Here is a 13,672-nt window from a genome sequence, read left to right as displayed (position 1 = left end):
GCGTGTGGGGGGGGGGGGGGGGGGGGGTGGGGGGGGGTGGGGGGGGGGTTGGGGGGGTGGGGGGGGGTTGGGGTGTGTGGGGGGGGGGGGGGGGGGGGGGGGGGGGGGGGGGGGGCCCCCCCCCCCCCCCCCCCCCGTCGCGGTCCTGGAGAAGGGCCCCCGCGAACGTCGGCCAGGCTGTCGGGTGACCGACAACAACGCCCAGTGGCCTGTGGATAACCCGCCAGATCCTGTGGACAAGGCTGGATACAGCCCCGGCCACCTGTGGACAACGATCGACCGAGCGCAGGGAAGCGGTCACGATTCGTCACCATGAGTCGTACCGCGCTGCCCCGCCCCACGCTCCTTCCCGGCCTCAGCCGGCTCTGGCGGGATCGGCACACCCTCCAGATCGGTGTCGGCCCGGGGCCCGCCGTGCTGGTGGAGCTGGCCAACCCGCGTACCGCTGCCCTGCTCGATCTGCTGGACGGCACCCGCAGCGAACGGGACGTGCTGACCCAGGCGCTCGCGGCCCAGGTCTCCACCGACGACGCGCGTACGCTGCTGGACGCCCTGCGCGCGGCGGGTCTGCTGGTGCCGGCGCACAGCCTGCTCCCCCGCGACCTGGCCGGGCCGGTCCGGGCCCGGCTCGCCGCCGAGGCCGGAGCGTTGGCCCTGGGCGCGGCTCGGCTGCCCGGCACTCCCGCCCAGGTTCTGCGTCGCCGGCGGGCGGCCCGGGTGCTGCTCACCGGCGCCGGTGCGCTCGGCGGGCCACTGGCGGTGGCGCTGGCCCAGGCCGGCGTCGGACAGGTGATTCCGCACGTCACCGGCTCGGTGCGGCCGATCGACCTGGTCGGGACGGGCATCCCCGCCACCGAGCTGGGCCGGCCGCTGGCCCCGGCGATCCGGGCGGCGGTCGACCGTGTCGCGCCGGGCACCGGCACCCACCCGGTCCGGGCCGTCCGGGTGGATCTGCTGATCCAGCTCGGCACGGACCGTCCGCCCGCGCTGCTCGCCGCCGGTCTCGCCCAGCGCCGTCAGCCGCACCTGCTGGTGACCCTGCGCGAAGGCGTACCGGTCATCGGGCCGTTGGTCCGTCCACCCGCCGGGCCCTGTCTGCGCTGCGTCGAGCTGCATCGCGCCGACCGCGACCCGGCCTGGCCGGGGCTCGCCGCCCAGCTCGCCACGGCCGAGCCGGTGGCCGCCGGCGCGACCGGCACCCTGCTCGCGGCCATCGGGTACGCGGTGGCGGAGGCCCTGGCGCACCTCGACGGCGGCCACCCCGAGACACTGGGCGGCGCCATGGAGATCACCGGAGCGGGCCGGTTCCGCCGCCGAGGTTGGCCGCCGCACCCGGCGTGCGGGTGTTCGCCGACTCGGGTGTATGCACCAGCCCGGCCGCACAGCAGCAGCGGAGCCCTCCGGTCGGTAACAATGGCGAAGTGACCGACATCCCGCGCCGGGCCGTGTCCCGGACCGCCAAGCTCGCCGCTCTGCCGCTCGGCTTCGCCGGCCGGACCGTCCTCGGCATGGGTAAGCGTGTCACCGGGCTCGCCTCCGACGTGATCTCCGCGGAGATCCAGCAGCGCACCGCCGAGCAGTTGTTCAGCGTGTTGGGCCAGCTCAAGGGCGGGGCGATGAAGTTCGGCCAGGCGTTGTCGGTCTTCGAGGCGGCCCTGCCGGAGGAGATCGCCGCACCGTACCGGCAGGCACTGACCAAACTTCAGGAGGCCGCGCCGCCGCTGCCGGCCGCGAGCGTGCAGAAGGTGCTCGCCGAGCAGCTCGGCCCCGACTGGCGCGACCGGTTCGTCGAGTTCAACGACACCCCGGCGGCGGCGGCCAGCATCGGGCAGGTGCACCGGGCTCGGTGGCGCGAGCCGGGTTACGGCCCGTCCGGCGAGCCGAACAGCCGCGACGTGGCGGTCAAGATCCAGTACCCGGGGGCCGGTGACGCGCTCCTCACCGACCTCAAGCAGCTCTCCCGGCTGGGCGGGATGTTCCGGGCGATCCAGCCCGGCCTCGACGTCAAGCCGCTCCTCGTCGAGCTGCGTGAGCGGATCACCGAGGAGCTGGACTACGAGCTCGAGGCCGAGTCGCAGCGCACCTTCGCCGCCGCGTACGCCGACGATCCGGAGATCTTCATCCCGGAGGTGGTCTCCGCGTCGCCCCGGGTGCTGGTCACCGAATGGGTGACCGGCACCCCGCTGGCAGACATCATCTTCGACGGCACCGAGGAGCAGCGGGACGAGGCCGGCCGGCTCATGGCCACGTTGCACCTCTCCGCGCCCCAGCGGGCCGGTCTTCTGCACGCCGACCCGCACCCGGGAAACTTCCGGCTGCTGGCTGACGGCCGGCTCGGGGTGATCGACTTCGGTGCGGTGGCCCGGATGCCCGAGGGCACGCCGGAGCCGATCGGCCGCATCGCCGGGCGGGCCCTGCGCGGCGACGCGGACGGGGTGGTGGCGGGACTGCGGGACGAGGGGTTCATCGGTTCCACCGACGAGATCGACGCCGAGGGTGTCCTCGACTTCCTCCGCCCGATGCTGGAGCCGATCGCGGCCGACGGGTTCCGCTTCACCCGGGCCTGGCTACGGGCCGAGGCGGCCCGGCTGGCCAGCCCTCGCTCCCCCACCTACCAGCTGAGCAGGAAGCTCAACCTGCCCCCGTCGTACCTGCTCATCCACCGGGTGACGCTCGGCTCGATCGGGGTGCTCTGCCAGTTGGAGGCGAAGGCGCCGTACCGCAGCATCCTGGAGCGCTGGCTGCCGGGCTTCGCGCCGGTCGCCTGAGGATGTGAGGAAGGGCGGGTGCCGGTCGGCACCCGCCCTTCTGCGTGGGGTGGTACTAGAGAACGCCCAGGTCGCGCGCCGACTGGTTGCGGCCGTTCATGGCGACGGTACGGGCGGATCGGGTTGCCTCAGTGCTCGTGGTGGTACGACCGGCCTGAGGCCGGCGCATTCGAGCCCTGGTCAACGCTTCGTGGAGTAGTTGCATCTCGAAGGCTCCACTCGGAACGTTCAACATCGTTTTCTCACTCACTGCCGGTGTGCCACCGGCGTAGTTGGTACGGGTCGGGAACATGTCAGGCTGCCAGCCGGACCGCGCCACGCACCTCGGACAGCCCAGTGGCTGCCAGGCGCGCCTCGGCCTCGACCCGGAGCTCCGCGTCACGAGCGACGTCCTCCTTGCGCGGACGGCCACGGGGCCGCTTGCGCGGGACGACCGCGCCACGCTCGAAGATCTCGCCGCCCCAGACGCCCCACGGCTCCGCTCGCTCCACCGCCCCGGCCAGGCACTCGACGCGCAGCGGGCAGTCCCCGCAGAGCGACTTGGCCAGCTCGAGCTCGGCAGGCGAGTCGGAGAACCACAGGTCGGGGTCGAACTTCCGGCAGGGCAGGTTCGCCTCCAGCTCGACGCTCACATCGAGGGGGGCCAACGCCAGACTCATCTCCCGGTCACCTCTCTCTCACTTCGATCTCGTGGATCGCATTCCGACGTACTTCGGCGGGGCAAAAAACTGAGGCCGCGGATCCCGGTAGCGGGTTCCGCGGCCTCGAGGTGAGCCGGTGTCTGAGGATCAGACCGGTCTACCTCGAGGTGGAACGCCGCGGACATCCGTGCGCTTCTTGGCGCCATCGATGCCCATGCCCGTGAAGCCACTGGTCCCCTCGACTCCGGCGATCGGCGCAACGGTCAAGTTCAGCTCGGCCTGAACCTGGTGCACCTGCGGAACCGACGGTCGTGCGGCCGCAAGGGCCACCCAGACAGCCGACAGCGGAGCGGGGACAGACGGCATCGCCGTCAGACGCTCATAGGTGAAGATCTCCACGGTGGCCACCTCCCTCACGTTCCTCGAATCGACTGGACCAACCCCCGTGAGCAGCCGGAATGGCGCCGCTCGCGTGGTGTGTTCTGAGGCTATTCCTCGCCCGGGGGCGAGGGCAAACGAATTTACGACGAGATTTCGAAAGTTTTCTCCGGGCAGACGTCGTCCACCCCCGCGCCCTGCACGAGCGCCAGCACCGACTCCCCGTAGAGGCCCAGTTTGCGGGGCCCGATGCCGGCGATGGCGATCAACTCTTCCGGCCGGCCGGGACGCCGCTCGGCCAGCGCGGTCAACGTGGCGTCGGTGAACACCACGTACGCCGGGACCTTCTGCGCGCCGGCCACCCGCTGCCGCCACTCGCGCAGGCGTTCGTGCAGCTCATCGTCGATGTCGGAGGGACAGGTGGGGCACCGACCCAGTTTGCGGTCGGGGCCGGCGAGCAGGGTCGCGCCGCAGATCCGACAGGACACGATCTGCGTCCGGCGCCGTTCGGGGCGGCGCGCGGGACCGGTGGAGGCGCCCGCCCGCTCGGTGCCGCCGGAGCGGTCCAGCTGGGGCAGGAACCGCGACGGCCGCCGGGCACGGCCGCCCGACGAGCGCGCGGCGGCGTACGACAGCCAGAGCCACTGCCGCGCGCGGGTGATGCCGACGTAGAGCAGCCGGCGCTCCTCCTCGACCTGCTCGACGGTCTTGGCGTACGTGGTGGGCAGGGTGCCCTCGGCGAGGCCGACCAGGAAGACCGCGTCCCACTCCAGCCCCTTGGCCGAGTGCAGCGACGCCAGCGTGACCCCGTCCACCGTCGGCACGTGCTGCTGGGCGGCCCGGCGGGCCAGTTCCTCGGTGAAGTCGGTGAGGGTGACCGGGCGCTCCACCGACGCCGCCTCGCCGATCGGCACCACCTCGGGGGTGGCCGCGTACTCCTCGGCGAGCTGGACCAGCGCGGACAGGGCCTCCCAGCGCTCGCGGGCGGCGCCACCGGCCGGGGGCGCGTCCGGGGCCCAGCCGACCGCGGTGAGCGCCTCGACCACGGCGGTCGGCAACGGGGTCTCCCCGGGGATCGAGCGGGTGGCCGACCGCAGGGCGACCATCGCCTGGCGCACCTCGGTCCGCTCGAAGAACCGCTCCGCGCCCTGCACCACGTACGGCACGGCGGCCTCGGTGAGCGCCTTCTCGTACGCTTCGGACTGCGCGTTGACGCGGAACAGCACGGCGATCTCCTTCGCCGGGGTGCCCGCGTCGATCAGTGACCGGCAGCGCGCGGCCACCGCGTTCGCCTCGGCCGGCTCGTCGGTGAAGATCCGCAGGTCGGGTTCCGGTCCCGGGGGGCGCTGCCCGCTCAACTCCAACCGCAGCCGCGCCTCGGCGCCGCGGGCCTGGGAGATCACCGCGTTGGCCAGCCCGACGACCTGCGGGGTGGAGCGGTAGTCGCGGACCAGCCGGACCACTGTGGCGTTGCGGTGCCGGCGCGGAAAGTCGACCAGGTACGACGAGGTCGCCCCGGTGAACGAGTAGATCGTCTGGCTGGCGTCGCCGACCACGGTCAGGTCGTCCCGGCCGCCCAGCCAGGCGTCCAGCAACCGCTGCTGGAGCGGGTTGACGTCCTGGTACTCGTCGACCACGAAGTGCCGGTACTGACCGCGGACCTGCTCGGCGACGTCCCGGTGCTCCTCGATGCCCCACACCGCGGCGCGCAGCATGTCCTCGAAGTCGATCACCCCGTTGGAGCGCTTGAGCTGCTCGTACGCGGTGAACACCTCGGCCACCTTCGCCGGTTCGTGCGGTGTGTCCCGCAGTGCCCGGGCCGCCGACACCACGTAGTCCCCCGGCTCGACCAGCGACGACTTGGCCCACTCGATCTCGCCGGCCAGGTCCCGCGCGGCGGCCCGGTCGGTACGCAGGCCGACCCGGGCGGCGGCGAGGGTGACCAGCCGCACCTTGCTGTCCAGCAGCTCGGGCATGGCCCGGCCGGCCAGCAGTCGGGGAGCGAAGTAGCGCACCTGCCGCAGCGCGGCGGAGTGGAATGTCCGCGCCTGGACCCCGTGCGCCCCGAGCAGAGTGAGACGGTGTCGCATCTCGGCGGCGGCTCGGGCGGTGAAGGTGACGGCGAGCACGTGCCGGGGGGAGATCTCCCCGGAGAGCGCCCGGTGGGCGATCCGGGAGGTGATCGCGCGGGTCTTGCCGGTGCCGGCGCCGGCGAGGATGCAGACCGGGCCGGCGGGTGCGGTCACCGCGGAGCGCTGCTCCGGGTCCAGCCCGGCAAGTACGCCTTCCGACGCTGAGTGAACCACCACAACCAGGAATCATCTCAGCTCCGCCGGACGTTGTAGCGGACAGCCTCGGCTTGATCCGCAAGCCGGCGGTCAGAGGAGTTGGAGGATCCGACCATGCTGACGATGTATTCCACCCCCTGGTGCGGCTACTGCCACCGGCTGAAGTCGCAGCTCGACCGGGAGGGCATCGGGTACGAGGTGGTCGACATCGAGCGGGATCCGGAGGCCGCGGAGTTCGTGATGAGCGTCAACGGCGGCAACCAGACGGTGCCGACGCTGCGCTTCGCCGACGGCAGCGCCCTGACCAACCCCTCGATCACGCAGGTCAAGCAGCACCTGGCGACCCTCAGCGCCTGACCGGCCGGGTCACCTCTCGACGAACGGCCGCCCGGATCCGGGCGGCCGTTCGTCGTGTCCGACATCCGTCACCGTTCGTCGTGTCCGACCTTCGTCACCGCCGGGGCGGTCGCCGGGGTCCGGTGGCCACCGGCGCGTCGATGTCGGCGTCGACCGGGCGGCGCGGGGAGGGGAGGGTCGGGCGGGTCGGCGGTGTGGGCCCACGGCCGCCGGCCGGCGCGCTCAGGTGCCGGCCCCGCCAGAGGTAGACGCCGGCGGCCAGCGTGGCCACCCCGACCAGCAGGAACAAAGCCCGGTAGTCCAGGACGCCGACCAGCAGGGCACCGGCGCCGATGGAGAGCGCCTGCGGGCCGCTGACCAGCGCCTGGGTGGCCGCCGCGACCCGTCCGACCAGCCCGGGCGGCGTACGTCGCTGGATCAGCGTGTGCAGGCCCACCATCGTCAACGGCAGCGAGACGCCGGCCAGCAGCACCGCCACGATCCCGAGCCGCAGATCGGGGTACGCGAGCGCGAGCGCGGCCGGCGAGAAGAAGGCCACCCCGGCGGCCAGCGTGCCGATCTCACCGAGTCGGCGGACCAGCGCCGGTGAGCAGAGCCCACCGAACAGCCCGCCGACGCCCTGCACCATGACCAGCACGCCCACGAAGGCGGCGTCCCGATCCAACCCCTGGTCGACGTAGGCGAAGATGAGCGATTCGCTGAAACCCATCACCAGCGATCCGAGCCCGTAGCCGAGCAGGGCCCGGCGCAGCGCCGGCTCACCGGTCAGATGCCGCAGGCCGGCGCCCAGCTCGGCGGGCCACCGCAGCCGCACGGTCGGCGGCGTGAGCGCCGGGCTCGGCACCGCGGTCACCACCGCGGCCGCGGTCACGAAGCCGACCATGCCGATCCCGGCCAGCGCCCACCCGCCGAGCGCCGCGTAGAGCGCCGCGCCGGCCAGCGGGCCGACCAGCCGCAGCCCCTGGCGTACGGTCTGCAGCACGCCGTTCGCCTCCGCGAGCAGCTCCACCGGCACCAACTGCCGGATCAACCCGCTGAGCGCCGCGCCGAGCGTGATGGACGACAGGCCGTAGAGGGCCGCCACCAGGTAGACGAGCCAGACGTCGCCCGCGTCGCGGACGGTGAACAACGGAGCGAGCAGCAGCGCGGTGACCACGTTCGCGGTCACGAAGAAGGGCCGGCGCGGGTACCGGTCGACGAACCAACCGACCAGCGGCGCCAACGTCATCGGGGCGATGACGGCGAAGATGATGCCGCCGGCGAGCCCGTTGGAGCCGGTCAGGTCCTTGACCCAGATGGCGAGCGCGAGCAGCAGGATCGACTCGGCGGTCATGCTGGCCAGCAGGCCGCCGAACAGCAGGCGGAAGTCGGGTCGGCGCAGGACGGTGCGCATGGGTTCCCTCCGGCGGGATGGCGTGCCCGGCTGGGCGGTCGACGGGGCTGGGACCCGGGGTCCGTCGTCGTCCGGCGTATCCGTGGTCCATTTTTCGACAAGACACGCCCCCGCCGGAACCTCCGACGCCGGTCGCGCCGTCCATACTGACCGTGGGGGGCGAATTTCATACAGTTACCGTCGCGTCTGCGGCGGTCGACGGGAAAGAGGACACTGTGCCTCCTGCCGCACCCAGCCCGATCATGCGTCGCCGACGGTTGGGCATCGAACTGCGCAGCCTGCGCGAAGCCGCGGGCCTCACCGGTGACCAGGTTATCGAACGGATCGGTTGGGCGTCCGCGTCCAAACTGTCCCGCATGGAGAACGGCCGCAGCCGACCGGACCCGCAGGATGTCGGCGTTCTGCTCGACCTCTACGGGGCCGACACCGCGTCGCGCGAGGAGTTGCTCGCCATTGCCGGTGAGGCCGGCGACATGCGCGGCTGGTTGAAGAACTTTCCGGTGATGACGCAGCAGCAGCGCAGTTGGGCCGAGCTGGAGGCGGGCTGCGCGGAGATCTCCGAGTACAACCCGGTTCTGGTGCCGGGTCTGCTGCAGACCGCCGGGTACGCGAAGGTCCGGATCGTCTCGGCCCGCCAGGTGAGCGAGGGCGCCGGCGAACCGGAGCCGACCGACGAGCCGGAGACCGAGGTGCAGGCCCGGTTGGCCCGCCAGTTGCTGCTGACCCGCGAGCCGCACGCGCCGAGCTACACCGCGGTGCTGGAGGAGGCGGCCCTCGGCCGCCGGGCCGGCCCGCCCGAGGTGCTGCACGAGCAGCTGCACCAGCTGTGCGAGCTTGCCCTGCTGCCCAACGTGACTCTGCACCTGCTTCTGCGGGACACCCAGATCGGCGATTGGTACCTTCCGCCGACCGCCTTCTCCCTCTATCGGTTCGCCGATCCGCTCGATCCGGAGACATTGGCCATCGAAGGGGGGTTCACCGACGTCATGTCGACCGAGGCAATCACGCTAAATCGCTATAAAGTGGTGTTCGAGTGGCTATGCACGGCGGCACTAGACGCCTCGGACACCCTCTCCTGGCTGATCGAGGCGACGGGACGGCTGACCGGGGCGACGCCCCCATCCACAGTGGCGTTCGGGCCGGCAACGGCGCCGACCCAACGCCGCCGGGCCTCGGGGCGACTGACGGATCGGTGATCCACGGGGGACCCTCCGTCGGGGCGTGCGGCACCACTCGTCCCATCGGATCGGTTCACATCAGGAGCAGAGCCATGAACGACATCCACAACACGCCGTCCGTCTCCGCCAGCTCGTTGGCGGACGCCCCGTGGCGTACCAGCACCCGCAGCCAGACCTCCAACTGCGTGGAGGTCGCCCCCCTGGGCACCGGCCCGTCGGCTGTCGCGCTGCGCGACAGCAAGGACCGGGGCGGCCCGGTGCTGCTGTTCAACCGGGCCGGGTGGCTCGGTTTCATCGCCGGGGCCAAGACGGGCCAGTTCGATCTGAACTGATCCTCCTGACCGGGGCGGGGCCGTTGGCATGGTGCCGGCGGCCCCGTCGCCATGTTCGGCGGCAACCCCGCTGACCAGGCATCCGCCGATCGGACGAGGCTCGGAAACAATAGGCGCGTTTCACTTGCTGGGATGAACACGGGGCGTAACATGACCCACGAGAACGTGGAACTTCCACACTGGCTCATTCGTCGCGGTTCATCCGGAGACCCTTATGCGGTTCCTGATCGTTCGCACCGACATCCGCACCGTCGCCGACGGGGACATCGCCGCCGCCTGGGCGGACGGCCATGGCCTCCGCGACGAGACGACCACGCCGGAACCGCGCCGGCAGACCGTGCACGCCGAGGACCGGGACGCCGCGCTGCTGCTGGCCCGGGCCCTGTCGACGGTCGGCGCGGTGCGAGCCGGCAAGCAACGGGTCAAGGTCCTGCCACTCGGCGAGCCGCTGCCCGTCTTCCGGCGCAGACCCGGCCGCACCGGCACCTGACCCCAGACGTCCGTCGTGGTCGGCTCGGCTCCCCCGCCGCGTCCATCGCTCCCACCGACCACGACGGCCCGTGTTCCCGGCCCGTGACCGCCGCGGCAACGGCGGCCACGGGCCGGGACCGTGCTCAGTGGTCGGCGTCCACCCAGCCGTCCAGCCAGCGATGGATGAGGAACAACGCGATCGACGACGGCGGCGGCAGGATCAGCCGAGCCCCGTCCCCCACGTCCACGGCCCTTCCCGCACACGCGGCCCCGATCTCCTCGCGGCTGAACCACCTGGCGTACGCGATCTCGGACGGGTCGACCTGCACCGGATCCGCCGGGTCGGCGGTGGCCAGGAAGCCCAGCATCAGCGAGCCCGGGAACGGCCAGGCCTGGCTGCCGACGTACCTGATCCGCTCGACGGAGATGCCCACCTCCTCGCGGACCTCGCGCAGCACGGCGGCCTCCGCGGACTCCCCCGGCTCGACGTATCCGGCCAGGCAGGAGTAGCGCCGACCACCCGGGGTGCCCGGCCAGCCGGCGTTGTTGCCGAGCAGGCAGCGGCCCTCGGGACCGTCGACGCCGTCGTGCACCAGCACGATCATCGCCGGGTCGGTACGCGGCCAGATCCGCGCACCGTTGCGATCCACCCGGGACCAGCCGGCCTCGTCCATCACGGTCGGCGCGCCGGTCGCCGTCGAGTAGCCGTGCCGGGTGTGCCAGTTGAGCAGCGCGAGCGCCGTGGTGAAGATGCCGGCCTCCCGATCCCCGAGCAGGTGGCCCACCTCCCGCAGGTTGACCGCCCGGGTGCCCGGCACCGTCGGCAGCGGCGTGTCGAGCGCGAAGACCGGCACCCCGTCCGGCTCGACACCGAGGAACATCGCCGTCGACTCGGCGCCGGCCGGCACGTCGGCCGCGCCGAACAGCACCAGCGCGGGAGGCGACACGTCGGTACGGGCGAGCGTCCGCCCGTCGTTGGTCGAGTCGAGCAGCAGGATCCGGCCGCGCAGCCACGCCTCGGTCAGCCACTGCGCGTCGCCCCGCCGATGCGCGGCGCGATCCAGCGTGGACCGCGCCAGCGGCGGCGCCGTCTCCCCGCTCACGTCAGCGCTCCGCCGCTGGCGGACACCCGGACCGACGGGCCGTGGCGGTGCCTCACGGCTGCACCGGTTCGGTGCGGACCGGCGTCAGCGCGGCCAGCCCGGGGGTGATCCGCTCGGCGTCGCCGAGCACGACCACCGCCGCCCGGGCGGGCGCGAGGTAGTGGGCGGCAGCCCGCGCCACGTCGTCGACGGTCGCCTGCGCCAGGCGGGCCGCGTACTCCGCGAGGAACTCCAGCCGCAGCCCGTTCCCGGCGTACGCGCTGGTCAGCGCGGCCAGACCGGCCTGGGTGGACATGCCGAGCTGGAGGGTGCCCAGGGCGTACTGGCGGGCCTGCTCCAACTCCTCCGGCTTCGGCGGCAGCGACGCCAGCCGGCCCAGCTCGTACGTGGTCTCCAGCAGCGCCGGGCCGGTGACCTCGGTGGCCACCTCGGCGCCGGCGACCAGAACCGACCCGGCCACCGAGTGCTCGATCACCGAGTGCGGGCCGTACGTGTAGCCCTTGTCCTCGCGGATGTTCTCCACCCAGCGGGACGAGAAGTAGCCCCCGAAGATCAGGTTGGCCAGTTGCAGCGGCGCGTGGTCGGGGTCGGTGCGCGGCACGGCGGGCAGCGCGACCCGCAGCGAGGACTGCACCGAGCCGGGTCGGTCGACAAGCAGCAGCGGCCCTGGCTCCAGCGGCGGGGTGGCCGGCAGGGTGGCCGTACGCCCGGCGCCGGCCCACCCACCGAGCGCCCGCTCGACCGCGTCCAGGGCCTTCTCCGGCTGCACGTCGCCGACCACCACCAGCTGCGCCCCGGCGGGGTGCACCCGCTCGGCGTGCAGGCTGCGCAGGGCCGCCGGTCGGACGGCACGGATCTGGCCCGGCTCCGGGGTCTGCGTGGCGTACGGGTGTCGCCCGTAGATCCGCTTCAGCAGCGCCTCCCGGGCCAGGTGCGCCGGCTGGCTCTGGGCAACCTGGATCCGGTCGATCAGCCGGTCCCGCTCGGCGGCCACCTCGTCGCTGGGGTAGCTGGCGCCGGTCAGCACCTCGGCCAGCAGCTCCAGCATCCGGTCCAGGCCGGTGACCAGGCCGGCGCCGGAGAGCATCAGCCGGTCCGGGTCGACGCCCGCGGACAGCCCGCCGCCCACCTTCTGCAGCTCGGCGGCCAACTGCACGCTGGTCATCGACTCGGTGCCGGAGAGCATGGTCTGCGAGAGCATCGCGCCGCGCGCGAGGTGGGCGCGGCCGAACGGTACCCAGAGCCGCAGCTCGACCAGGGGCACCGCCGGCCGGCGTACGGCGATCACGGTGAGCCCGTTGCGCAGCGTGCGCTCGGCCTGCTTGGGCACCTTGAGCTTGTGGGTGGGGCCGAGCGGGGGCAGCGTACGCGGCCCGGCGGTGGCGGTGGTGGTCATCGGGCACCTCCGGGGATGACCTCGACCGCGGCGCGGCGCTCCGGGCGCAGGGTGGCCGCGGCGGCCCGGACCTGCTCCTCGGTGACGTCGCCGACCAGTCGGGGCAGGTCGTTGAGCAGGCCCGGCTCGCCGCGTTGCTGTTCCAGGACCGCCATCCGCAGCGCCCGGCCGAGCACCGCGTCGGTGTCGCGCAGCAGGTGGGTGGCCATCCGGGCCTGGGTGCGGGCCAGCTCGCCGTCGGTCAGCCCGTCGGTGGCCAGCCGGTCCAGTTCCTCGTCGACGGTGCGCAGCACCTTGTCCACGTCGCCGCCCGGTGGCAGATGCGCCTGGAGCAGCAGCGCGGTGGGGTCGCGGACGTCGAACGGGTCGCCCATGAAGCCGAGGTAGCCGCCGAGGCTGGTCACCGTGCGGTCGCGCTGGACCAGTCGTTCGACCAGCCGGGACGCGTCGCCGTCGGTGAGCACCTCGGCCAGCACCACGTACGGCAGGTAGTTGGCGAAGTCGCCGACCGGGTCGGGCACCCGCCACGCGCCGGCCACCGCCGGCAACGGCGCCAGGGCGTCGGTGTACGAGCTGCGCCGCTCGGCGGTCAGGTCGGGCTCGGTGAAGTCGGGCCGCCGCGGCGCGGGACGGGCCGGGACGTCGCCGAAGTGCCGGGTGACCAGCTCGGTCGCCTCGGCCACGTCGATGTCGCCGCTGACGGCGAGCACCGCGTTGCCGCTGGCGTAGTAGCGGCGGAAGAAGTCGGCGGCGTCGGCGACGGTGGCCGACTCCAGGTCGTCGAACGAGCCGTAGCCGTCGTGCGCGTTCGGGAACGTGTCGAACATGACCGGGGGCAGGGTCAGCCAGGGAAAGCCGCCGTACGGCCGGCTGAGCACGTTGACCCGGATCTCCTCCTTGACCACGTCGACCTGGTTGCGCAGGTTCTCCTCGGTCAGCCGGGGCCCGCGCATCCGGTCCGCCTCCAGGAACAGCGCGCGCTCCAGCGCGTTGCTCGGCAGCGTCTCGAAGTAGTCGGTGTAGTCCAGGTGGGTGGAGCCGTTGAACGTGCCGCCGGCACCCTGCACGTGTCGGAAGTGGGCCAGTTTCTCGAGGTTCTCGGAGCCCTGGAACATCAGGTGCTCGAAGAGGTGGGCGAAGCCCGTACGCCCCTCCGGCTCGGAGCGGATGCCGACGTCGTAGACCACCGCCACCCCGATCACCGGGGCACTGCGATCGGGGGTCAGGACCACCCGCAGGCCGTTGTCGAGGGTGAACCGCTCGACCGGATACTTCGTCGCTGGAATTCTGGATCTCCGCGCCGCCACGGGATCGACCCTAGCGCGTCGGCATCCCCGCCACCGGCGACCTCCACGGAGCCACCGCCA

13 protein-coding genes are annotated in these 13,672 nt (G+C 72.8%); 6 read left to right on the top strand and 7 right to left on the bottom strand.

The features are described from left to right. Positions 1-312 precede the first annotated feature (312 nt). Together ACFYPH_RS23230 and ACFYPH_RS23225 are read left to right on the top strand one after the other, a co-directional pair. Positions 313-1,425 (top strand): hypothetical protein, encoded by a 1,113-nt coding sequence (locus ACFYPH_RS23230; RefSeq protein ID WP_354861546.1) that lies wholly within the window; start codon positions 313-315, stop codon positions 1,423-1,425. Beyond that, positions 1,422-2,768 carry an AarF/ABC1/UbiB kinase family protein gene (locus ACFYPH_RS23225; protein ID WP_354861544.1) on the top strand — a complete coding sequence of 449 codons (1,347 nt, stop codon included), beginning with the start codon at positions 1,422-1,424 and terminating at the stop codon, positions 2,766-2,768. Before ACFYPH_RS23230 ends, ACFYPH_RS23225 begins: the two co-directional genes overlap by 4 nt. 293 nt (positions 2,769-3,061) lie before the next feature. Here the strand turns inward: ACFYPH_RS23225 and ACFYPH_RS23220 are convergent, their stop codons facing one another. The 3 genes from ACFYPH_RS23220 to ACFYPH_RS23210 all read right to left on the bottom strand — a co-directional run bounded on the left by ACFYPH_RS23220 (position 3,062) and on the right by ACFYPH_RS23210 (position 6,096). Next, positions 3,062-3,427, bottom strand: coding sequence for a WhiB family transcriptional regulator (locus ACFYPH_RS23220; RefSeq protein ID WP_354861543.1), 366 nt, complete (start codon positions 3,425-3,427; stop codon positions 3,062-3,064). 129 nt (positions 3,428-3,556) lie between these two features. Then, the gene (locus ACFYPH_RS23215) at positions 3,557-3,808 is read right to left on the bottom strand and encodes a hypothetical protein (protein ID WP_354861542.1); all 252 of its coding nucleotides are present in this window, start codon (positions 3,806-3,808) and stop codon (positions 3,557-3,559) included. Positions 3,809-3,930: 122 nt separating this feature from the next. Then, complete coding sequence (locus ACFYPH_RS23210) at positions 3,931-6,096, bottom strand: ATP-dependent DNA helicase UvrD2 (RefSeq protein WP_355063699.1); 2,166 nt, start codon at positions 6,094-6,096, stop codon at positions 3,931-3,933. A 93-nt stretch (positions 6,097-6,189) separates the two neighbouring features. Here ACFYPH_RS23210 and ACFYPH_RS23205 point away from each other — a divergent pair, with 93 nt between their 5' ends. After that, positions 6,190-6,432: a mycoredoxin gene (locus tag ACFYPH_RS23205; RefSeq protein ID WP_355063701.1), complete on the top strand. Its 243-nt coding sequence runs from the start codon at positions 6,190-6,192 to the stop codon at positions 6,430-6,432. Between the two features lie 94 nt (positions 6,433-6,526). Here the strand turns inward: ACFYPH_RS23205 and ACFYPH_RS23200 are convergent, their stop codons facing one another. Beyond that, complete coding sequence (locus ACFYPH_RS23200) at positions 6,527-7,825, bottom strand: MFS transporter (protein ID WP_355063703.1); 1,299 nt, start codon at positions 7,823-7,825, stop codon at positions 6,527-6,529. Positions 7,826-8,040: 215 nt separating this feature from the next. Here ACFYPH_RS23200 and ACFYPH_RS23195 point away from each other — a divergent pair, with 215 nt between their 5' ends. The 3 genes from ACFYPH_RS23195 to ACFYPH_RS23185 all read left to right on the top strand — a co-directional run bounded on the left by ACFYPH_RS23195 (position 8,041) and on the right by ACFYPH_RS23185 (position 9,825). Then, positions 8,041-9,021 carry a helix-turn-helix transcriptional regulator gene (locus ACFYPH_RS23195; RefSeq protein ID WP_354861536.1) on the top strand — a complete coding sequence of 327 codons (981 nt, stop codon included), beginning with the start codon at positions 8,041-8,043 and terminating at the stop codon, positions 9,019-9,021. Between the two features lie 74 nt (positions 9,022-9,095). Then, on the top strand, positions 9,096-9,335 hold the full coding sequence (locus ACFYPH_RS23190) for a DUF397 domain-containing protein (RefSeq protein WP_354861535.1): 240 nt from the start codon (positions 9,096-9,098) through the stop codon (positions 9,333-9,335). Positions 9,336-9,549: 214 nt separating this feature from the next. After that, positions 9,550-9,825: a hypothetical protein gene (locus ACFYPH_RS23185; protein WP_354861533.1), complete on the top strand. Its 276-nt coding sequence runs from the start codon at positions 9,550-9,552 to the stop codon at positions 9,823-9,825. Positions 9,826-9,949: 124 nt separating this feature from the next. Here ACFYPH_RS23185 and nudC read toward each other — a convergent pair whose 3' ends face one another. Genes nudC through ACFYPH_RS23170 form a run of 3 tightly spaced genes read right to left on the bottom strand, consistent with a single transcriptional unit; the run spans position 9,950 to position 13,612 of the window. After that, positions 9,950-10,909, bottom strand: a complete 960-nt coding sequence (gene nudC / locus ACFYPH_RS23180) for an NAD(+) diphosphatase (protein ID WP_355063705.1) — start codon at positions 10,907-10,909, stop codon at positions 9,950-9,952. A 52-nt stretch (positions 10,910-10,961) separates the two neighbouring features. Further along, positions 10,962-12,305, bottom strand: coding sequence for a M16 family metallopeptidase (locus ACFYPH_RS23175; protein ID WP_387184481.1), 1,344 nt, complete (start codon positions 12,303-12,305; stop codon positions 10,962-10,964). Next, complete coding sequence (locus ACFYPH_RS23170) at positions 12,302-13,612, bottom strand: pitrilysin family protein (protein ID WP_354861529.1); 1,311 nt, start codon at positions 13,610-13,612, stop codon at positions 12,302-12,304. The genes ACFYPH_RS23175 and ACFYPH_RS23170 overlap by 4 nt, the downstream gene beginning before the upstream one ends. Between the last annotated feature and the right edge of the window lie 60 nt (positions 13,613-13,672).

This window comes from Micromonospora sp. NPDC005252 (assembly GCF_042872475.1).
Taxonomy (GTDB): domain Bacteria; phylum Actinomycetota; class Actinomycetes; order Mycobacteriales; family Micromonosporaceae; genus Micromonospora.
This window is presented reverse-complemented; position numbering and strand designations above follow the sequence as displayed.